The 22,850-nt window shown below is 34.5% G+C and carries 17 protein-coding genes and 1 pseudogene; 13 read left to right on the plus strand and 5 right to left on the minus strand.

From position 1 onward, the window contains the following. Window positions 1-1,086: 1,086 nt before the first annotated feature. The 5 genes from F6K23_RS02240 to F6K23_RS02260 all read left to right on the plus strand — a co-directional run bounded on the left by F6K23_RS02240 (window position 1,087) and on the right by F6K23_RS02260 (window position 10,226). Window positions 1,087-3,999 carry an ATP-binding protein gene (locus F6K23_RS02240; RefSeq protein ID WP_293150097.1) on the plus strand — a complete coding sequence of 971 codons (2,913 nt, stop codon included), beginning with the start codon at window positions 1,087-1,089 and terminating at the stop codon, window positions 3,997-3,999. Window positions 4,000-4,757: 758 nt separating this feature from the next. Then, window positions 4,758-5,528 carry a cysteine hydrolase family protein gene (locus F6K23_RS02245; RefSeq protein ID WP_293150099.1) on the plus strand — a complete coding sequence of 257 codons (771 nt, stop codon included), beginning with the start codon at window positions 4,758-4,760 and terminating at the stop codon, window positions 5,526-5,528. Window positions 5,529-5,956: 428 nt separating this feature from the next. Further along, the gene (locus F6K23_RS02250; protein ID WP_293150101.1) at window positions 5,957-6,385 is read left to right on the plus strand and encodes a cupin domain-containing protein; all 429 of its coding nucleotides are present in this window, start codon (window positions 5,957-5,959) and stop codon (window positions 6,383-6,385) included. Window positions 6,386-7,306: 921 nt separating this feature from the next. Then, complete coding sequence (locus tag F6K23_RS02255; protein ID WP_293150103.1) at window positions 7,307-8,929, plus strand: CocE/NonD family hydrolase; 1,623 nt, start codon at window positions 7,307-7,309, stop codon at window positions 8,927-8,929. Window positions 8,930-9,554: 625 nt separating this feature from the next. Beyond that, entirely contained in the window at window positions 9,555-10,226 is a 672-nt protein-coding gene (locus tag F6K23_RS02260) for a hypothetical protein (protein ID WP_293150105.1), read from the plus strand. Between the two features lie 211 nt (window positions 10,227-10,437). Here F6K23_RS02260 and F6K23_RS02265 read toward each other — a convergent pair whose 3' ends face one another. After that, window positions 10,438-11,358 (minus strand): Hpt domain-containing protein, encoded by a 921-nt coding sequence (locus tag F6K23_RS02265; RefSeq protein ID WP_293150107.1) that lies wholly within the window; start codon window positions 11,356-11,358, stop codon window positions 10,438-10,440. A gap of 460 nt (window positions 11,359-11,818) precedes the next feature. Between F6K23_RS02265 and F6K23_RS02270 the strand changes: the two genes are divergently transcribed. Beyond that, complete coding sequence (locus F6K23_RS02270) at window positions 11,819-11,977, plus strand: hypothetical protein (protein ID WP_293150109.1); 159 nt, start codon at window positions 11,819-11,821, stop codon at window positions 11,975-11,977. Window positions 11,978-12,326: 349 nt separating this feature from the next. Here the strand turns inward: F6K23_RS02270 and F6K23_RS02275 are convergent, their stop codons facing one another. Further along, window positions 12,327-13,514: a M20 family metallopeptidase gene (locus F6K23_RS02275; protein WP_293150111.1), complete on the minus strand. Its 1,188-nt coding sequence runs from the start codon at window positions 13,512-13,514 to the stop codon at window positions 12,327-12,329. Between the two features lie 244 nt (window positions 13,515-13,758). On the opposite strand from F6K23_RS02275, the gene F6K23_RS02280 reads away from it, so the two are divergent. The 5 genes from F6K23_RS02280 to F6K23_RS02295 all read left to right on the plus strand — a co-directional run bounded on the left by F6K23_RS02280 (window position 13,759) and on the right by F6K23_RS02295 (window position 16,991). Further along, window positions 13,759-14,979: a mechanosensitive ion channel family protein gene (locus F6K23_RS02280; protein ID WP_293150113.1), complete on the plus strand. Its 1,221-nt coding sequence runs from the start codon at window positions 13,759-13,761 to the stop codon at window positions 14,977-14,979. Window positions 14,980-15,751: 772 nt separating this feature from the next. Further along, entirely contained in the window at window positions 15,752-15,973 is a 222-nt protein-coding gene (locus F6K23_RS02285) for a pentapeptide repeat-containing protein (RefSeq protein ID WP_293150115.1), read from the plus strand. A gap of 194 nt (window positions 15,974-16,167) precedes the next feature. Then, on the plus strand, window positions 16,168-16,299 hold the full coding sequence (locus F6K23_RS41385) for a pentapeptide repeat-containing protein (protein WP_367267592.1): 132 nt from the start codon (window positions 16,168-16,170) through the stop codon (window positions 16,297-16,299). 120 nt (window positions 16,300-16,419) lie between these two features. After that, window positions 16,420-16,761 (plus strand): pentapeptide repeat-containing protein, encoded by a 342-nt coding sequence (locus tag F6K23_RS02290; protein ID WP_293150117.1) that lies wholly within the window; start codon window positions 16,420-16,422, stop codon window positions 16,759-16,761. Window positions 16,762-16,778: 17 nt separating this feature from the next. Beyond that, window positions 16,779-16,991, plus strand: a complete 213-nt coding sequence (locus F6K23_RS02295) for a hypothetical protein (protein WP_375340724.1) — start codon at window positions 16,779-16,781, stop codon at window positions 16,989-16,991. 379 nt (window positions 16,992-17,370) lie between these two features. On the opposite strand, the gene F6K23_RS02305 is transcribed toward F6K23_RS02295, so the two are convergent. Continuing rightward, window positions 17,371-17,646 carry a transposase gene (locus F6K23_RS02305; protein ID WP_367267593.1) on the minus strand — a complete coding sequence of 92 codons (276 nt, stop codon included), beginning with the start codon at window positions 17,644-17,646 and terminating at the stop codon, window positions 17,371-17,373. A 1,025-nt stretch (window positions 17,647-18,671) separates the two neighbouring features. Between F6K23_RS02305 and serS the strand changes: the two genes are divergently transcribed. Then, window positions 18,672-19,949 carry a serine--tRNA ligase gene (gene serS / locus F6K23_RS02310; RefSeq protein WP_293150121.1) on the plus strand — a complete coding sequence of 426 codons (1,278 nt, stop codon included), beginning with the start codon at window positions 18,672-18,674 and terminating at the stop codon, window positions 19,947-19,949. Window positions 19,950-20,155: 206 nt separating this feature from the next. Continuing rightward, window positions 20,156-20,680 carry a hypothetical protein gene (locus F6K23_RS02315; RefSeq protein ID WP_293150123.1) on the plus strand — a complete coding sequence of 175 codons (525 nt, stop codon included), beginning with the start codon at window positions 20,156-20,158 and terminating at the stop codon, window positions 20,678-20,680. 10 nt (window positions 20,681-20,690) lie between these two features. Here F6K23_RS02315 and F6K23_RS02320 read toward each other — a convergent pair. Both F6K23_RS02320 and F6K23_RS02325 read right to left on the minus strand, forming a co-directional pair. After that, window positions 20,691-21,293, minus strand: a pseudogene (locus tag F6K23_RS02320) (Uma2 family endonuclease). 327 nt (window positions 21,294-21,620) lie between these two features. Further along, window positions 21,621-22,847, minus strand: coding sequence for a hypothetical protein (locus tag F6K23_RS02325; protein WP_293150125.1), 1,227 nt, complete (start codon window positions 22,845-22,847; stop codon window positions 21,621-21,623). Window positions 22,848-22,850 lie beyond the last annotated feature (3 nt).

Below are 22,850 nucleotides of genomic sequence, written 5' to 3' on the forward strand. Positions count from 1 at the left end.
GGTCAGTTATAAATAAAATTTAAGAATTGACAGTACCGAAGGAATATTTCAATCACGTTTACTTTCCTTAACTCCTAACTCATGTACGTCGCTCTAGCGACGACTTTCTTACCTAATTTGACTCCTTACCGAATTATTAATTATTAATAATTAATAATTAAATAATTCTGGTTTAAAGCCTCCCCTTGATCGGGGAAAAAAGCGGTCGATCTTCGGAGCTTCCCGAAGGGTGGGATGGCGAGGTCTTTTCCCTGTCCGACCATCGACTCCTGTGAAGAAATAATATTTCCTTATATTCAATTCCGTAGCGGTTAAAACTTTCTTGTAATTATCAATTATCCACGCTTCAATTATCAATTATCAATTAATGAACTAAGTTATTTATAAGTATTCAACCGAACATAATATGACTTATTGCAGACTGAAAAAATAATTATTTAATTGGATATGATATATAGTAGTCCTAGATGGCTCGTGAAAATAAGACTTATATCTAGTAATACCAAGCGTGAAAAAAGAATACTACACAAAAAAGACTGAAAATTATGCACCTAAAAAACTTATCAAATCCTATAAACTACCTATTTCGATTGTTTTTCCTTTTTTTTCTGATTTGTTTATTACTTCTGAATTTTTCCCTCTTTCTTTTTCCGTAGGGACGTTGCATGGAACGTCCCTAGCATTTTTAACAAAAACTTATTAGGCTTAGTATAAGGGTTTAAGCAACAAAAATTTCACAAATGATTTAGGACTGCTATAAGTTGTATCATATCTGTTGAATTAGCAAGTAAAAATTTTCTCTTAATATCTTTCCTCCTCCCTCTATACCTGGTGTTATCTATTACTATTTATTGATAAGTATTCAAGCAGACATGATATTATATAGCAATCCCAAATAATTTGTAAAAAATCTCAGGATACATAAAAACTCTGAAACTTTTATTCCTATTCCCTCACAGGAGTGCGCGTTCCCTAAATTAAAAGCTATTTTTACCCGCAACTTAAATAGAATTGCTATATATAGACTTTGAACTCAGAGTATCAAAAGGTTTAATTTGAAAATAAAATTTTCAAGCATTATCAGATATGAAAAATCAAACAATCCTAAATAAAAAAATTCAGAAAGTTAGGCGAGATTATAACTCCTGGGTAGCAACAGAAACATTAGAAGACTATGCCTTACGTTTTGCTCCTAAATCTTTTAGGAAGTGGTCTGAATTTCAAGTAGCAAATACTGCTCTTGGTGGAACTTCTTTTTTAGCCTTAGAAGCTATTGGTGGTTCAATTGCTATTAGTTATGGTTTTGCTAATTCTTTCTGGGCAATTTTAACTGTAGGGATAATAATTTTTCTGACTAGCTTACCTATATCTTATTACGCATCTAAATATAATATTGATATGGATTTGCTGACCAGAGGAGCAGGTTTTGGTTATATTGGTTCTACAATTACTTCTTTAATTTATGCCTCTTTTACCTTTATATTTTTTGCCCTAGAAGCAGCAATTATGGCTCAAGCTCTAGAGTTATATTTTCACCTACCTTTATACCTTGGCTATTTAGTCTGTTCCATCATAATTATTCCCCTAGTATTTTTTGGGGTAACTGTAATTAATCAACTGCAAATTTGGACTCAACCAATCTGGTTAAGTTTAATGATATCTCCCTATATTTTTATTATTTATAAAGAGCCAAATGCTTTATCAAATTGGTTTAATTTTGCAGGTAGAACGGTCAATGGTGCAGAATTTAATCCACTTTTATTTGGAGCTGCAGCAACAGTTTGTTTTTCTTTAATTCCTCAAATTGGCGAACAGGTAGATTATCTCCGCTTTCTGCCAGATAAACAAAAAAATAATCAGATTAAATGGTGGTTAGCAATGATTTTAGCCGGACCTGGTTGGATAATTATTGGTGTAGCTAAAGAATTGGGAGGCGCATTTTTAGCTTCTATTGCTGTTAGTCATGGAGTTAGTTTTGCTAAAGCTACTCAGCCAATACAAATGTATTTAGTAGGATTTACTGATATATTTGATGACCAAAAAATAGTCTTAATAATAGGAACTCTGTTTGTAATTATTTCTCAGATAAAAATTAACGTTACTAATGCTTATGCAGGTTCTTTAGCTTGGTCAAACTTCTTTTCTCGATTAACTCATAATCATCCTGGTCGTGTTGTTTGGCTAATTTTTAATGTAGCGATCGCTCTAGTTTTAATGGAGTTAAATGTATTTGCTACTTTAGAAGCAGTATTAGGATTATATTCTAATGTAGCGATTGCCTGGATAGGAGCATTAGTTGCCGATCTTGTAATTAATAAATCCTTAGGAATTAGTCCTTCTTACATTGAATTTAAACGAGCTTATCTACATAATATTAATCCTGTTGGTTTTGGATCTATGCTAATTGCTTCAGCAGTATCAATGACTGCCTTTTTAGGAGTATTTGGCTCTGTTGCTCAAGCTTATTGTAGTTTTATTGCCTTAGTTTTAGCATTTATTCTTGCTCCAATAATTGCCATTATTACCAAAGGTAAATATTATATTGCCAGAGAAAATCAATATCAAAAAATTAATCTTTCTGACACACTGGAATGCTGTATTTGTAATCAGAAGTATGAACAGGAAGACATGGCATACTGTCCTGTTTATCAAGGTTCGATTTGTTCTTTATGTTGTAGCTTAGATTCCCATTGTCGCGACCGCTGCAAAGAAACTACTACAGCATTAACTCCCATAACTGAAAAACCGTTACTTACCATTGCTCGGAAAATTATCTCTAGTAAATTTTCCCCACAATTAGGATTAAGAGTGGTTAAATTTTTAGGTATTTTCCTATTTATTTCTGGGTTAGTAGGATTAATATTTGGAGTCGTTTATTATCTCGATACATCTCAATATTTAGGGGCTAATTCACAGTCACGACTAATTACCCTAGTAAAATTATATTTTCCTCTGTTGTTATTAATTGGCATAGGAAGTTGGTGGTTAGTATTAACCGAAGAAAGTCGAGATTTAGCCTTAGAAGAACTTCACTCTCAAAATTTACAACTCGAACAAGAAATTCAACAGCGCCAAGAAGTAGAAAATTCCCTGCGACAGTCGAAAACTAAATCAAAAGAACAAACTAAACAGCTTCAACGAACCTTGGAGGAATTAAAACAAAAAGAAGCTCAGTTAATTCAAACAGAAAAAATGTCTAGTTTGGGGCAATTAGTAGGAGGCGTTGCCCATGAAATTAATAATCCCGTGAGCTTTATTTATGGTAATCTTCACTTTACATCTGAATATACTCAACAATTACTAACCTTAGTCAAACTCTATCAACAACATTATCCAGAACCAAAAGCAGAAATTGAAGAATATATTGAGGATATTGATTTAGAATTCTTGAAAGAAGATTTATTTAAAATAATTTCATCAATGACAGTAGGAGCAACTCGCATTCGTCAAATAGTTCAATCTTTACGCAACTTTTCCCACCTTGATGAATCAGAATTAAAAACAGTTGATATTCACGAAGGTATTGATAGTACTTTATTAATTCTTAACAACCGATTAAGACCTCAATCTAATAATTCTGTTATTGAAGTTATTAAAAATTATGGTCAACTTCCTTTAATTAATTGCTATCCTGGTCAACTTAATCAAGTATTAATTAATCTTATTAATAATTCCATTGACTCCATAAATGAATACAATCGAAAGCAAATTTATTTAAATATTCAAGATTACTCTGGCATCATTCAAATTAGTACTAAAGTTTTAGAGCATAATTGGGTAGAAATTTCTATTGCAGATAATGGTATTGGTATTCAACCGGAGATACTAAATAAATTATTCGATCCATTTTTTACGACGAAACCAATAGGTAAAGGAACAGGTTTAGGACTATCTGTTAGTTATCAGATTATTGTTGAAAAACATCAGGGTAAACTATTCTGTATTTCAAAACCAAATAATGTTGTAGAGTTTATCATTCAGATTCCAGTCAAGCAGTAATTTAGGAATTAACAATCAGATATAAGAGGCAGTTTTTTTATAGCTAATTAAATAAATTTTATAGGATAAAATTGAAATTTTTGTATATCCTCAGTAATGATAATTGACAAAAATATTATTGTTGCATAAAAAAAATCTTCTCTCAATCTACTAAAACCAAATTTGGTTTTCATACATCTGTTATTTTTAGAGTTTAAATCCTCGCTATAATAAGATTTAATCAATGTTTGAAAAATCATTTTTTAACACCTTATTTGGTATCAAACAGTAATTTAGGAATTAACAATCAGGTATAAGAGCCAATTTTTTATACCTAATAAAATAAGTTTTATACCATAAAAAAAGAATGTTACTAATAATAAGAGCGATTAAAAGACACCTGTAGGAGATGTCCCTTTGACTAAAAAAATAAGTTCCGACCTAAAAAATGATATTGAAGCCATTTATTCTGACTCCTAATAAATAACCTAGATATTTATAGCAAATATTTATCAAATAAATTTTATAGGATAAAATTCAAATTTTTATATTTCCCCAGTAATGAGAAGTGACAAAAATATTATTGTTGCTTAAAAATTTTATTCTCTAAATCTACAATGCAAATATTTGAAAATAAAAATCAACCAAACAATAATAGGGAAATTAAAAATTTATTAAGTAATACAACTAATAATATACGATCGACGAAAATAAGAAAGAGCATATAACAATCATCTATGCTCTTTGTAATTTTATAGATAAATTAACCAGATAATATTATGCAAAATTTATCTCTTGAAACTCTAGGTATACAACCCAATACTTGGGAAGTTGATGAAACAACAGCAGATATTACTCGTCCTCCTCTTCCTGCTAAATCCATTGTCATCAAAACAGAAACCAAAACCATTAAATTAGATTTAGCCAAAACAGTAATTTTAGTCATAGATATGCAAAATGACTTCTGTCATCCTGACGGTTGGTTAGCTCATATTGGTGTAGATGTAACACCTGCAAGGTCTCCCATTCAACCACTAATAAATTTCTTACCACAATTGCGGTCGCAAAACGTCCCGATAATTTGGTTAAACTGGGGAAACCGTCCCGACTTACTAAATATCAGCGCTGGGTTACGCCATGTGTATAACCCCACTGGTAAAGGTACAGGTTTAGGCGACCCACTGCCAAAAAATAAAGCCCCCGTACTGATAGAAGGAAGTTGGGCAGCAGCAGTTGTTGATGAGTTAGAGCAACAACCAGAAGATATTCGCGTGAGTAAATATAGGATGAGTGGGTTTTGGGATACTCCTGTTGATAGCATCCTGCGAAATATGGGCAAAACAACTCTGTTGTTTGCGGGAGTGAATGCAGACCAATGTGTAATGGCAACATTACAAGATGCAAATTTTCTTGGTTATGACTGCATTTTAGTTTCAGACTGTACTGCTACTACTTCCCCTGAATATTGTTGGCAAGCTACTATTTATAATGTGAAACAATGTTTTGGGTTTGTCACAAATTCTCATACTATTTTAGAAGCTATTAATTGAAGAAAGAAGAAGGAAGAAAGAAGAAAGAAGAAGGAAGAAAAATTGGATGGTCACTCACACTCCAACCAATTGTAAAACCGTGTAGAGGGCGGGGTATTAAAGCAAAAATCAAAAGATAAATATTTTTCTGAAAAGTCTCATGTTCGGTCAAATACTAATTATGAAAAATTGGCACTTTGTAACGGAGGTTAAAAAGAGATGAAACTCAAAAATATATATAAGTTAAGAAGGCAAAAAAAAATCAAGGTCTAACAAAAAATAAAATTGCCAAAAACCTTTTCTTCCCTGCCTGATAATAACCATAATTTTTCATGCCAACATAAGTAGTTATGATGCCACTGGTGTCTAAACAAACCCACAGCTAGATAATCTAATAATTTCCTGAATAAGTTAACACTATTACCTATAAGAAAATGATTACTCAATGCATGATTCCAGTCCTTAAGTCTCCCCAAGATTATCAAGCATATCGTATTAGTCCCCATGATAGTAATCGATTAGCAATTATTTTCGACCCTGTAATTGCAAATGCTTCTTTAACTGTATGTTTAGAAATTTTTGATGTGGGGGGAAAAACTCCTCCAAATCGACATAATTTAGCGGTAGAAATGTTCTTTATTATTAAAGGAGAAGGAAGGGCAATATGTGATGGAAAATCTGTTAATATTCGTGCTGGTGATAGTATTCTAGTACCACCAACAGGGATTCATGTCATAGAAAATACTGGCTTAACTCGTCTCTATGCTTTATGTATTATGGTACCCAATGAAGATTTTGCCGAACTAATTCGTAGTGGAATACCAGTAGATTTAGACGAAGAAGATATGCAAGTTCTTTCTCGCTCAAGTTGTATTTAAGAAGGAAGAAGTTCATTAATGGATAATGGATAATGGATAATGGATAATGGATAATTACCTCTGGTTAAAACCGTTACGGAATTGAATATAAGGAAATATTATTTCTTCTCTTGGTCGATTAGATATGGTTAGGAAACCCATCCATCCCACCCTACGGGAAGCTACGAATATCGACCGTTTTTTCCCCTTAAAAGGGGAGGCTTTAAACCAGAATTATTTAATTATTAGTTATTAATAATTAATTATTAATTATTAATTATTCGGTAAGCATTTCCTGCGGAATGCTGCGCAAACAGCAGTCAGCTATCAGCTTTATTACCTTTAAAGGAGAAAAAGGCAATTTTATCAAAGCTTCAGAGTACGAATATCTGGTTGAGAATGTAGTAGAAATTAAAGGGTGCATCTCATATTTGCAAAAATACTTTTTTCCTAAGACATCTCCAATAATAAAAAATAAAATCTGTATTTATCTACATTCAACAATGAATAATGAATAATGAATAATGAATAATGAATAATGAATAATGAATAATGAATAATGAATAATGAATAATGAATAATGAATAATTACCTCTCCATGAATTGAAGAGGATTGACAAAGAGATGAAAATTTTTCTTCACAGGAGTCGATTGGATATGGCTCCTTTGACCTCGCCATCCCATCCTACGGAATGCTGCACAAACGACCGCTTATTATCCCCTATCCAAGGGGAGGCGCATACCCACAATTTTTCGGTAAACTTTACAGAATAAAAGATAAAAAAGAATAAAAATATTGTTTTTTAATTCTCTTATATTTCAAGAGAAGCAATTATTAATTGTTAATTACTAAGAAAATTAAAATTTAGGTGGTGTGTTACATTTCATTAACGCACCCTACTGATAACTGATAACTGAATTGAACTACTGCCTACTCCCAAAATGAAAGTTTTACCCAAAGAAACAGCTTCAATATTTACCAGAGATGAAGTACGTCTAGATGCTGATATTTATCGTCCTGATGCAAAAGGTGAATTTCCAGTACTATTAATGCGACAACCTTATGGTAGAGCGATCGCTTCCACAGTAGTCTATGCTCATCCAAAATGGTATGCTTCTCATGGTTATATTGTGATTATTCAAGATGTACGAGGTAGAGGTACATCTGAAGGAGAATTTCAACTATTTACCCATGAAATTGAAGATGGAATTGATACTATTAATTGGGCAGCAAATTTACCAGGTAGCAATGGCAAAATAGGGATGTATGGATTCTCTTATCAAGGCATGACTCAACTATATGCTGCTAGTGCTAAACTTCCTGCTTTAAAAACAATTTGTCCTGCTATGATTGCTGATAATTTATATTCAGAATGGGCTTATGAAGGAGGAGCATTTCGTTTACAAACTAACTTGGGTTGGGCAATTCAACTAGCAACAGAAACTGCCCGTTTACGAGGAGATGAACAAGCTTATCAAGAACTCTATCGAGCTGCTAAAAATTTGTCTTTTTCTACTCCAATTCCTGCTTTATTGGAAGTAATGAATAAGTATGCACCAGATTCTTTTTATCATCAATGGTTAGAAAATTATCAACCTGGTGAATACTGGCAAAATCTGTCACCAAATTTAGAAAATATAGACCTACCAATGCTACATATTGGTGGTTGGTTTGATACTTATTTACGAGGTACAATTAATTTTTATCAAAAAATATCTTGTCGTAGTAAATTCCTGCAAAAATTAATAGTAGGTCCTTGGTCTCATATTCCTTGGGGAAGAAAACTAGGAACTATAAATTATGGTTTAACAGCTTCTAACCCCATAGATGATTTACAAATATTATGGTTTGACCAATTTCTCAAAGGAATAAATACAGGAATATTAGAGCGATCGCCTGTTTCTTTATTTGAGATGGGAAGTAACGAATGGCGTAATTTTAATTCCTGGCCGAGTAATAACGATCAGTTTTATTATTTAGCTAGTACAGGACTTGCAAATATGAGAGAAGATTCAGGGAAACTCAACGATAATTGTCCTGACATTTCTACTGATGATATATTCGTACATGACCCTTGGCGACCCGTTCCAGCATTAGGTGGTCATGCCACATTTCCAGCAGGTTCTTTTGAACGTTCAGAATTAGATTGTCGTACCGATATTTTGACTTATACTTCTGAATTTTTAACAGAAGATTTACACATAGCTGGAGATATTTATGTAGAAGTATATTGTACAGCAGATACCAGTAGTTTTGACCTTTCGGCTGTGTTATCTGAAGTTAAACCAAACGGCAATGTTTATAATTTTACCCAAGGTTATATCAAGGTTATTTCTAACGATCTACCAGTGAAAATATCTTTACAGCCAACTTGTATAAAAATTGAGAAAGGTAATGCTCTTAGACTGAGTTTAAGTGCAGCTTGTTTTCCTGCATATTTAATTAATCCTGGCATAGATAAACCGCCAAAAGAAGTACGATTAATTGATGCAAAAATTATTACTATAACTGTTAGTTCAGGAAAAAATAATCCTTCACAAATTTCTTTATCTAAGTTAAATTAGGGGATAATTTTAAGGTAAGGGTCATTTCAGTTATCAGTTATCAGTTATCAGTTATCAGTACCTCTGCAATAAGGAGGCTTGAAATCTGAAATATTCTCTTTTTTTATCCCCTTAAAAGGGGAGGCGCATACCCAGAATTTTTCGGTAAGAAAGAAGGAAGAGGGAAGACGGAAGATAAAAGAAGGCTTAAAAGTCTGAAAAAAAACTTAAATTTCCTCTAGATATTCACACTTAGGTTTACACAAACAATAAAGTGGGGACATAATATTATTCCTTGATTATCAAAAACATAACCTTATCATACCAATTTGATAAATATTTGTTACAAATGGTAGGGAATAGGGTTCAAAGACATAAGATATTTTGGTTTAATACCGATAATCGTTACAAACGCTGAACCATTATTCTTGCTTAAGAACTGAAGCTTTAATGAAGTAAAGCATTATTTTTGGGAACTGTTATTATAGTAGTCGAAGCAAAGGTTAAGACAGTTCAAAAGTTTAAAACTCACATAAAGTAATATTTTTCTTTCTTCCTTCTTCCTTCTTCCTTCTTCCTTCTTCCTTCTTCCTTCTTTCTTCTGCTATATAATAATTTTGAGAAGTAAACTAAAAAATATATAAATATGTTCTATCATCGTAGTCTTTTAGAAATTGCTGAATATATTTTTATTACTGCTTCTGTTGTAGGAATTTTTGCAAATTATATATTCGATAAACCAATTATTTATGCAGTAGGATGTGTTTTAATCTCTCTGTTAATTAATTTAGCTAACCGACATAAATTAGCAGCACAAATTCAAGTAATTAAATTTGATACTACTGGAAAACTAGAGCAATATCAAGAGTCAATTTCCCAAATGATTTCCCAGTTACAAAATAGTATAGCTTTTTTTGAATCTACTGCTAAAAACTTAGAAGAAGATCGGGAAAATCTCAAAATTAAACCTTTGCTGGAAACGATGAAAAGTTTGTCTAATCGATTTAATATTCAGGAGCAAACTATTAAACTGTTACAAACAGAGCTAGAAATGATTTCTCAGCAGTTTAAACAACGACCAGAATTACAGCAAATTAATGATTTAACAAGTGTAATTATTGATTTACAGCAGTTTATTAATAAATTACCAGAGTGGAGCGACCTACGACAACATCAGTTTCAAAAGTTAGAAGAAAAAGTTAATCATGCTTTGCATAAACTTGAGGAAAGTATTGCAGAAGGAAAAAGGGAAACTGTTGAAGAAGGAAGAAGGAAGAAGGAAGAAATGGATGGGGACTCAAACTACAACCAATTGTAATATGAAAGACCAGATTGAATCTAAATTGAGATTCACAATACTAGATAATAAACTTCAAGATATAGCAATCCTAAATCATTAATTATAATTTGACTATTCCCTTTTCGATGATCATCTATAAGATCTCAACAATGAAATAAGTAATTGCCAATAATCTTCCAGATATTAATATCATAAAATTTAAGATACCCCTGAAAATTATCATTATCAATCAATTATTTCTTGACGACTTAACGTGCTTAACTAATAATCGAGCGATCGCTTCGAGCTGTTTATGATTAAAACTTTTAATAATTAATTTAACTACCTCTTTAGGGTCTTTTGGCAAAGTTACTTTTTTCTGTTCAGAAGCTGTTGCTATTTCCTTAAGGTCTTGACTCTCCACTATTTCCTGTACTTTTCCTGCTTGGATCAACTCACCTGCTTGATTAAGTTCTTTAATAATTACAGGAGCTAGAATTTGATAAGACAATTTAGAACTAGCGATCGCCTGTCGAGAATATGTAACTAAAGTATTCCAAATTTCTGTATTTTTATCCAACTTCAACAAACCATTACAAACCTCTGTAAGCTGTTTTCTCGAATCAGGAGAGTCAGCCTGTTTAAACACTTCCAACATTTCTTTTAACTTACTCTTAACTTGTTGAGCAAATTTAGATTTAGATATTGTCTTCCCATTTCCAGAAGCAGTAGATTGAGAAACAGTGCCACCACTCACCAAAGTATTCAAATTAGTTTCTAATTCTGAAAAAATAGGCAAAGCATTATCAACAATTTCTTGTCCCTCTTCTTCCCTCAAACCATAGGGACCTTGCAGACGTTCTACTAAATCTTTGAGAGTATCATATCCTTTTAAAAATTGAGACTCTACTGTTTGGTCAATATCAACAGGATTTTCGCGGATTATTTTGAAACAATCTTCTAAACGGTGAGCTACCTTTTGTACACTGTGTATTCCTAACATAGCAGCCCCACCTTTGACAGAATGAGCTGCTCTAAACATATCATTAATAGTTTCAGAATCTGACATTGTAGACTTCAAATCTACCAACCCATTTTCTAGGGTAACTAAATGTTCTTCTGCTTCTAATATAAATAATTGTTTAATCCGATCATCTTGTTCTGTTGACACAATATTTCTCCTAAAAATTACAATTATTCACTAATTAAGTAAGAAAAAAAGGAGTTCAGTATAAAACTCCATTGACTTGAAGTTACTACTTCTATTCTAGCATTAATAACTGGAGTTCTAAAAGCATCTTATATGTAATTAACTACATCTATTTTAATCCTTTTTTGACTGAGAGTTAGCAGATAATTTAATGTTAACTAGCTGTCAGTTATCAGCTTGGGTTGAAATCCCTGACTTGTACAAGTAGGATAATTTAAGAAGGGTTAAAATTCCCTTTTCAAGTGCATTTATCTCAGTTTCAGCTATTGATCGCTCCCTGTTTGGCGAGCATTCCTTTGAGGAAATGCTGACTGCAGCAATTGCCGTTTGCGGAGCATTCCGTCAGGAAACCCCTTTGATTTTTGTGCCCTACATTATGTCAAATCTTGTAATGAGGAGAAGGAGATACGGAGATGGAGAGATGGGGATATGGGGAGATGGGAGATGGGGATATGGGGAGATGGGGAGATGGGGAGATGGGAGATGGAGAGATGGGGATATGGGGGCTAAGGGGAGTAGGGATATGCTAAAATATAGCATTACTATTCAGAAATGGTATTATTACAGACCAAAAGCTTAAAACTCAGACAACACAATATTTTTCCTTCTTCCCTCCTCCCTCAGGGCTAATTCATTGTCGTTAGAGAATATTTACCGAAAAATTAATAATTCAATAATTCAATAATTCAATAATTCGCGCCTTGAAGCCTCCCCTTTCAAGGGGAAAAAAATAAATTTTTTCGGAGTTGGTCAATCCTCTTCCTTTTAGGGAAGGGAGAGGTAATTATCAATTATCCATTATCAATTATCCATTATTGAAAACCCTATATTTTTTTGATATCCTGTGCTTTCCACACTACCCCACACTCCCCATCCCTTTTTTCTCTGGTGATAATAAATTGATCCTTCCCTCTTCCCCAACCAGGACCTTAATGGCCTAAATAGCGATTATGCCAATATTTATAAGCAGCATAAGCCAAAGTAACCACACAAGTTACAATAGCAGATTCATCTACCTCAAACTGAGGATGATGCAGAGGATAGTTAGGTTTGTCTTTGTGTCCCACTCCTAAACGAAACATCATACCTGGAACTTCCTTCAGATACATAGAAAAGTCTTCCGCACCGAGGGAAGGCTCAGGTAAAATACAAACCCGATCGCTACCCCAAGCTTCCAAAGAAACTGACTCGACCAATTGAGTCAATGCTGGGTCATTTTGCACAGATGGTACTCCCTGACGATAATTCAGCTCATACTTAGCGCCATAAGAATGACAAATATTAGCCACAATATTTTCAATCCATGCAGGTAAAACCTTATGGGTATCTGGATGAAGCGATCGCACAGTTCCCCACATTTTTACTTGGTCAGATATCACATTTGGCGCTCTTCCGCCACTAATCTTACCAATTGTTAACACTACAGGTCTTAAAGGATTATGAGTTCTACTAATGGCCTGCTGTAAATTAGTAATTACTTGGGAAGCGATCCAAATTGCATCAATAGCTTCATGGGGACGGGCACCATGACCAGACTCCCCAATAATTGTCAGTTCCAAATCATCAGCAGCAGCAGTTAGTACCCCGTGACGAATACCCACCGAACCTGCTGGAATAGTTGGGTAAACATGGACTCCTAAAATTCCCTGTACATCCTCAAGTGCCCCATCTTCAATCATCCAACTTGCACCTTGGGCAATTTCCTCTGCTGGTTGAAACAGAAACCGAACATTACCTGGTAAGGGTTCTCCCAATTCAGATAATACCATTGCCGCCCCTAGTCCTACAGTTGTATGGACATCGTGACCACAAGCGTGCATAATGCCAGTATTACGGGAAGCAAAATCTAAATTAGTACATTCTTTAATCGGCAAAGCATCCATATCGGTACGAATAGCCAACCATTGATTATTACTATTAACTTTGAGTTCTCCCAGAACACCAGTTTTACCTATAGACTCTCGTACATGAAGACCACAGGAAGACAGCACACCTGCAACATAAGCAGCCGTTTGGTACTCTTGGCCACTTAATTCTGGGTGAGAGTGAATATGACGACGAATTTCAATCATACGGGGGGCCAGGGTAGCTGTTAAATCTTTAATTTTAGTTAGCATAGATAATTTATATTTGTGTAGTATAGAGTCTATCTCAAGTACATTAAATGATGATAACAAAGGGGAATTATCCTTGGAAATTATTAAGCAATAAGTTTTGCTGGAAATGGCGATCGCCGACCGTTGTATTATATGAGGATCGATCTCTGAGTGTCTTTTGAATCCTACTTAACTTTGAGATAAATTTGTTTTATTTAGATAGGAGTGATCGCCAACCGTTTGCCTAAAACTAAAAAATAGCTGAATGCTAAATACTTATCTATTAACTGAAAAACTACTAAATTATTCAAGGAATCTGACTTTATTAATCATGGAAAAATTTTGGCAAAGTCTGATAAATATTACAATTCTAGATATACCAGCAAGAAAAATATTTTTTATTGCTCTGGCTTTAATAGGAATATTAGGATTAAAAGAACTATTCAGCATAATATTAATTAAGCAAGTTGAGGCTTTAACTCGTCATACAAAAACTACCCTTGACGATCAATTAATTGCATCTGTTAAACAGCCGATAGGGTGGTTTATCTATATACTTGGATTGTGGATTCTACAATTAATATTAACAGATTCTATTTCTCCCCAATTAAATCAAATAGTCACAGGAATTATTAACTTAGCAATAGTAGGTAATTTTTCACTAATTATCTACCGTATCTCTCCGATATTAGGAGAATTTTTTAGTAATTTATCAGCTCAAACTGAGACTGAATTAGATGATATTATTAGCCCTTATCTGCCGATATTATTTAGGTTTACTGCTATCCTGATTTTTGGCTTAAAAGCAGGAGAATTATTACTAGGAACTTCTGTTACTGCAATCTTTGGTTTAGTCGGTGGCGCTGGTTTAACGTTAGGTTTATTATTTAAGGATGTTATTAGTGATTGGTTAGCTACAATTGTAATTTACAGTGACAGCTTGTATCGTGAAAATGATTTGATTTTACTACCAAGTGGTGTTTTGGGGCAGGTTACGAAAATTGGTATTAGAAGTACAACAGTTTATTTAAAGTTTAAGGGAGCTATCCAGAAAGTTCCTAACTCTAAAATGATTGATGGCAACATCAAAAATTTCTGCCAACAGCCAATTGAAAATCGGAAAGCAGCTATTGATTTATTCATTAAAATTGACGGAATTTCAGCTCAGAAAATAGCCGATATTAATGAGAAAATTCGACAAATTCCTAAATCAATTGACATTTTAGATGATTCTTGTCTGGTGAGATTTGATGGATTAGACAGAAATGCTCGCGTGATTAGAGTAATTGGATATACTAACAATTTAGATAAGTATTATAGCTCTTATGACAAATTAAATTTGGCAATTTTGGCTTTATTGGAGCAAGAGGGAATAGATTTATTTAATATTAATATTATTAGTGATACAGAAACTTATAAAAGTTGGCAGTCTAGTCAAAATTTAGGGATTGAACAAGGGAATAGAGAATATATAAATCCTATTTAAGTTGTAATATTTTCCTGGCAGCTAGGAGTCATATCAAGTTCGGTAGCATCGTTATTGTCAAGGTAAGGAAGAAGGAAGAAGGAAGAGGGAAGAAGTGAAGAGGGAAGAAGGCTTTAGTTATCTAGAATAGAAGACTTAAAAGTCCAAAAAACCTGAAATTTTTTGTAGATATTCACCCTTGGGTTTACACAAACGATAAAGTGCGGACATGATATCAGGAATCAGGAGTCAGGAGTCATAGTTTTCAATGTTTTCAACTCAGATTAACTATTAGAAAAAATATTACCAAATAATTAGGGTTTGCGCTTCACTAGTCTTTTAGTAGGACTAGCAGACAGGAGACAGGAGACAAGAGACAACCCACCCGCGCGCCCCTCCCAGGAGGGGATAAATGGCTTGGGAGCGAAGAGGTAGGGGTAAGAATTGTAAGAATGATTTTTCTCCCATAATCGTCCCAAAATACTAGCTTTTTGAGCGTTTTAGACGTGATACCAGGCACTTTTTTTGACCCAAAAAATCCTAAAGTTTTTATATATCAATGCTTTTAGATTTAATCAGCAAGCCCTAATTAATCGAAACTTCAGTATGCTCAGGACTTACGCAGAGACTCTGCATATAGCGAGGGCGTTTTGCTCCGCAACATATAAAGCAGTCGAAGCAAAGGTTAGGACAGATAAAAAGCTTAAAACTCAGATAACGTAATACTTTTCCTTCTTCCTTCTTCCCTCTTCCTTCTTTCTTCTGCTATAAAGCAGCAGCTCTGCGTTAGCAAATGCCATTTGCCCCTACAGATGGTGGTTTAAAGGTCAATTTCGTAAGTCCTGATGCTGATTTTAGAGAGGCTAATTTGACTGATGCTAGCCTCCAAAATGCTGATTTAATGTTGGCAAATTTACAAGGTGCAAAACTGATATCATGTCCGGTAGCATCGGTATTGTATAGCGAAGGTAAGGAAGAAGGAAGAAGGAAGAGGGAAGAAGGCTTAAAAGCTTGAACAGGACTTACGCAAATTGATTTTAGCGAAGGTAAGGAAGAAGGAAGAAGGAAGAGGGAAGAAGGCTTAAAAGCTTGAACAGGACTTACGCAAATTGATTTTTAAGCACCATTTGTAAGAGTAAATAGTATTCTTTCTCGCTATATGTAGAGTCTCTGGGTAAGTCCTGTTGAAAAAACCTAAATTTCCTGTAGATATTCACCCTTGGATTTACACAAACGCGCCCCAGCGGACATGATATGACACGAGCTAATCTAAAACACGCTAATCTTCAAGATGCAAAATTTCAGGCAGCTCAGATGGTTATATCATGTCCGGTTGAATAGTTATAAATAAAAATGGAGGAGTAATGAGTAATGAGTTATGAGTAATGAGTTATGAGTTATGAGTTATGAGTTATGAGTTATGAGGAGGGAATTTTAAGCTATAAATGAAGAGAAAGTTTTTTGATCACGCTCTTATCCGGACATGATATTAATGGAAATTTCCAAGGTGCAAACTTAACTTATGCAAATTTGGAAGGTGCTAATTTAGCAAATGCTGAGTTAAGCAACAGTCGTTTGACAGGAGCAATACTCAGAGGAGCTAATTTACAGGGAGAAATTTTAGAAAAAGCTGACTTTGAGAACGCAAATTTAGCAGGTGTTAATTTTAAGGGAGCACATTTAGAGGGTGCAAATTTTCAAGGAATTGAAGCAGAATATATTTCCTGGGATACAATACAACTGTGCAATACAATTTTACCTCATGGAAGTATCAGCGATCATGACTGTATAGAACCCATTTGAGATGGGGAGATGGGGAGATGGGGAGATGGGGAGATGGGGAGATGGGGAGATGGGGAGATGGGGAGATTGGGAGATGGGGAGATGGGGAGATGGGGAGATGGGGAGATGGGGAGAGGGGGAGATGGGGAGATGGGGAGAGGGGGGGGTTGGGAGATTGGGAGATGGGGAGATGGGTAGGTACAATGAGTAAAAAAAGCGCACCGCCCGCTCTCTCGGTTTCCTCACAGTAAGGACAGGACGGAGCAAGAACGAAACCCCAGACTATCTACTGCTAGATGTCTTTTAATGCCGTTGGTAGCTTTGTAAAAACAAAACCCTTTAGACTTGATACTGGCATTACAAGTATTTTTTACCGCCTGTGAATCAATGATTATTAAAGTTGTCCATTTGGTTTTTTTTACCTGAGCAGCGTACAAGAGAGATGCAATACATCTCTAATTGGTAGTGGTGCATTGTAATTTTTTCGGTAACTGTATAGCAAGCATTTCAGCCACCATTCACCATTACTATACAGGACTACCATGTTACGAAGACTTGGTGCTACAAAATCTGGCTGTTCTTAAGATTTGTTTTACAAACAGTCTTCCAATTACTATTCTGGCTGCTTTATTAATACCCAAATCGAATTTGGCGGTTACGCTTTTCTGTAATTGCAGCTAGTTTATTTGACCAAAATCCATTCGGTTTATTTTCTTTGATAGTTGATACCTGTTTATTGTACCAACGATTCATTGATTTGAGATGTTTACCGTCTACTATCAAGCTAGTACCTACATTAGATACACAGGTCAACCAATTATTTACACCGTGGTCTATTCCTAAGACATTATCTTGATTTAATTGAGGTTTAACTACGGTTTCTTTTTCATAGACACGCTTCCCAATAAAAACATCTGTTTCTCGGTAATATTCTCAGTTCTTTAATAGCAGAAAATGCTCTTATACTAGGCATTGGAATTAAACAGCAATCCAAACCAAACCAGCGTTTACAGGTATTCTAAGCGTGGTACTCTAATTTGATTATCTTTAAGTTTTAATGCTTGCTTGGGGTAACTAACTGTAGCCATTACCCCTTTTTTTCTATAGTTAGAAATCCTTGGTCTGTCTGAGATTTTTCCTGAACTATAGGCAATAATGAGACCATCCTGAAGAGAGAAATGATTCAGCTACAGTTCTCAATATTTGTTGTGCTGAAGAGCGAATATAAAACTTTGTAATGATAGTTGTGCTTATAAACTTTTTCCTGCGTCAAACTTGCCGAGAGTTTTGTGAGACTTAAAAAATAATTGCCGACCATAATATATTCCCATGTTAGTAAGCTTGTGAGACTGTTCACATAAGAATGTTAAAATAGCAATTAATTCAGGATTTTTACCTACTAAAACTTGCTGACAACAGTACATTTGAAACGGGCAGACCGAAAAGTTATTGTAGGTAATAATAGCACAGGACAACTAAAGTTGTCTAGTCTAAAGGACTCGCTTGTTTTCATCCCCCGGTTAAAATACGGGGGCTTTCAACGTCGCTTTTCGGTAAGGATAAAAATCTTCTCCGACACATGAATAGTCACTGCACTTATATTGGAGACATAGAGAGCTTTTTAGAAGAACATTTAAACTATCGACCTTACACCAAAATTTATGTTGCCGATGAAGATTTATAAAACTTTCCGAAAATTGCAATGTCCAGCGTGCGGAAGCAGTAATATAAGAAAAGGACATCACGAATACTGGTGTCAAGATTGTGGTCATCACTGCCTACGGACAAAAACAGTGGGGATTCACTTTGACAGATTAATATAGATATTATGACTTTTGAGTTTTGATTTTCAAATTTTTACTTTTTGAATAATAGTTGAGCTAAAGTAATATTTTGTTAAGTGGGATAAATTAAGGGTCTAGGGAAAAATTGTGTTAGATATTAGACAAATTCGAGAAAATCTGCAAACTGTACAAGAATTACTCAACCGTCGTGGAGACTACGACTTACAGCCAATTCTAGAATTGGATGAGCAACAGCGACAACTGGAAACAGAGCGATCGCAACTCCAAGCTCGTAGTAACCAGATCGGTAAACAGGTAGGAGAAAAAATTAAATCAGGCAGTGACCCGAAGGGGGCTGAAGTTCAAGCTTTAAAGGATGAGGGAAATCAAATCAAAATCCAACTCAGCGAATTAGAACCAAGGGAAAAAGAAATAAAGGCCAAAATAGAAGCTTTGCTCCTACCTCTTCCTAATTTGCCTAGTGAGTCTACACCTTTAGGAAAAAGTGAAGCAGAAAATATCGAAGTTAAACGTTGGGGGGATGAATATATTCCCCAAAATCCAAAAATTATTCCCCACTATGAAATTGGGGAAAAACTAGGTATTCTAGATTTTGAACGAGGGGTAAAAATTGCTCAAAGTCGCTTTGTGGCATTAATGGGAGCAGGAGCAGCATTAGAACGTGCCATAATTCAATTTATGCTCAACCGCCATACTCAAGTTGGCTATGTTGAAGTTATGGCCCCATTATTGGTAAATAGTCAGTCTTTGACAGCTACAGGTCAACTGCCGAAATTTGCTGAGGATAGTTTTAAGTGTGAAGCAGACGATCTATGGTTAATACCTACCTCGGAAGTTTCAACGATGAACTTGTATCGGGATGAAATTTTGACTGCGGAACAATTACCTATTTATCATTGTGCTTATACTCCTTGTTTTCGTCGAGAAGCTGGTGCTTATGGCAAAGATACTAGGGGGTTAATTCGACTCCATCAATTTAATAAGGTCGAAATGGTAAAAATTGTGCATCCCGATCGCTCTGAAGAAGAGCATCAAAAACTTGTGGCAGATGCAGAAGCTATTTTACAAGCACTGAAGTTACCTTATCGAATTATAGAATTGTGTACTGGGGACTTAGGTTTTTCTGCGGCTAAGTGTTATGACTTGGAGGTGTGGTTACCATCATCGGGAACATATCGAGAAATTTCTAGTTGTTCTAATGTGAAAGATTTTCAGGCACGTCGGGCAAATATTCGGTTTAAGGAAGGAAAGAAAAAAGGTACTCAGTATGTTCACGCTCTGAATGGATCTGGTTTAGCTGTGGGACGAACTATGGCGGCTATTTTGGAAAATTATCAGCAGGTTGATGGTAGTGTGAAAATACCGGAGGTCTTGCAAGCTTTTATGGGGCGTGAATTTTTGTAATTGCGATCGAGTAGGGTGTGATTATACGCTCCCTACTTTCGCCATATTTTTTACCTAAAATTATATGTGCCTAAAGTTACCCAACTTTATTGAGATAATGTAATCAAAGTAACAAAATTTATTTAATTTATGATTATCTTTATATATAGTATAGTTCAAATTATAATTGAATTTAGAAGAATAAAAACTATAGTGCTATAGTGCAAATGACTATTATTGGAACTAGAGAAGCAGCTTTTTTATTGGGTATCTGTTGCCAACGAGTTAGGGTTTTACTTTCTCAGAATAGAATTAAAGGCGCTTATAAACATAATGGATTTTGGCGAATTCCTCTTTATGGCAAGATGCCTATTGTTATACCAGGTTCTAGAGGACCTAAAGGTGTATGGTGTCATAGAAAGCGAGAAAACCCGACGATCATTCATGTAAATCAACATATCATCAAAGCAAATATCGACATAATCAAAGAAAATCCTCAAGTGTCTATTGAGGAATTGATACCTGTAGTCTCTTTGAAGCAAACAAATCATAACGATATGGGTCATCAAATGGAAATTCATGGTCCGTGTCGTATAGTTTATAGACCACTAAAACCATTGCGCTGTGGAGCTCATTTGTGGATTGAGACATATCATCCGGTGCAGTTTGTCGATACTCAGTTTAAACCTGTGACTGCTAGGCAACCTTACAAAAATATCAAGGGTAAATTACAAAAAAACGCTGTTTCTTAAGTCAATTTTTTTAAGCCGTTAATATCTGTTCTGCTGTTAAAGATAATTCTGGAAATGTGGGTGATGTAATTTGTTCAGCACCTCTAAATTGAGTTTGTCTATACTTAGCATTTTTATCCAGAGAAAAAACAAAGACAGTCGGAACTTTAGGATTTCCTAAATATGCTCTTGAGGCAATAGCTAAATAATCTACAATCCAGTATTCAGTAATTCCTAAACGTTGATATTCATCTAATTTATCTACATAGTCATCTTCCCAGTTTGTAGAAGTAACTTCTACTGCTAATTGAATGGGCATTTATAAGGCATTATAATCAGAACGATTGGAACGCCAAATAGTTCGATCAATTACACTAACGTCAGGATTTATTCCTTGTTCTAGGCCGTCTTTTCTTAATGTTTTGATGACTGCTGTATTAGTGACAACCAAATTTTGATTAAGTCTTCTAATTTCATCATTAAAAGAGAATAAAAGGAAGTTAGCTACATCATCATGGTTTCGGGTTGCTCTCACTTCTATAATTTCTCCATTCACAAATTCATAAATACCTTTTTCAGGACATTTTTCTAAGAAGTTATCAAAAGTTAGTTTTTGTGTTTGTGCTGTGGTCATTTCAGTTATCAGTTATCAGTTATCAGTTATCAGTTATCAGTTATTAATACCTCTGCCTGTTTGCGCAGCATTCCGTAGGAAAGTATTGGGATTAAAATATTGAACTTTATTTTTTTTAATCCTCTTTCAAGGGGAGGCTTGAGACCTTATTTTTTGCTAATAGTTGAATTTTATATTGATAATTAATGTTAAATATTTGCTTTATATTCTTCAATCATTCTTCCGAATATTGTGTTTATTTCCAGATTATGAACTTAGGGTGGAAAAAGAGCGATCGCTTTTGAAAAAGAGTTTGAATAAAATAAAGAGCGATCGCTTCCTAAAAATCTATTGACAGAGTTGAATATAAACTTTGGGCAACCATAGTTGAGTGTGGACTTCCCTATACCAAATATTATTTTTCTGTCCTCTATATTCTACGATCTCTCCTTCAGTCCAAGCATCAAATTGTATAACTTCATTATTAATTACACTCATCTTATTCTTGTCTTGCCACTTCCAGCTATTGCGATAGTATAAACTAGTTGCTCCTTGCACAACTTGACCCCTAAATAACTTTAAATGAATGTGATTATCTGTGGAATTTGATTGTTTTTGATGTTGATCATCTGTAGAATGCTGCTCTTCATTATCTGTAGAATTTGCCTGTTGATTAGTTTGATTAGTCTCGAAAGGTTTTTGTGGTTCAGGAGAAGTTTCTTCTTCAGGTTCAGTAAAGACAAAAGTTTTGAGTGATTCACCAATAATACGGTCGTTTACACAGTAGCCTGGATAAGTTGTATAAACAATCTTTCCATTGGGTTCACAACCAGCAACAGGTTGATGCTTTTCGGAATTAAAGGCATCTCCTTGGTTAGCAATCAAGAAATGACCAGGAGGGTCATCATTAACAATTTCTTTTACTAACTTTAATCCTTTTTCTACTAAGTTCTTTAAATTTGTGGGAATAGGTTCTGGAATCTTAGCTGTTTCTGGAATTTTTAAATCGGTTAGGATGGATTTTGTAAAGTCTTCGATAAGTTGAGGAATTTTATCTTCTTCTATTGAATTATCGGGAGTAAAACATTGACTTCCTTCGCCAAATATGTGTTTAGAAAATACAGATTTAATTTTGGCAATCTCTCGTTTACGGTGAGCTTTTAAATCTGAATTTATTTGAGATAAATGATTGAATATTTCATTGCCAAGACCTGTGATTTCTTGAGTATTAAGTTGGATAAATTCCTGAGTTAATACATCTCTTTGACGGCGTGAGTCATTAGAAGTAATTGTGCTACTTTTGTCGCGATCGCGATTGTCTAATTTACTCAAAAGAGAACTCACCCTTTTATGGAGTTTTTGATTGTCACTCTCAAGGTCATCTATTCGTGTTTGTAATTGAATTACTTGACTTTTTTTCTCTTCTTTTAGGTCGTTAACTAGATTTTTCAGATATTGGTTTTCTTTGCTGATATTATTGCTCTGGTTTCGATGAGGATTATAATTATTTAGAGAGCGGTTTTTTTCCTCTATATCGCGATTCTTTCTTTCCAGTATTTGATAACTCTGTTGCAAGTT

This window comes from Okeania sp. SIO2C9, from assembly GCF_010672455.1.
Lineage (GTDB): Bacteria > Cyanobacteriota > Cyanobacteriia > Cyanobacteriales > Microcoleaceae > Okeania.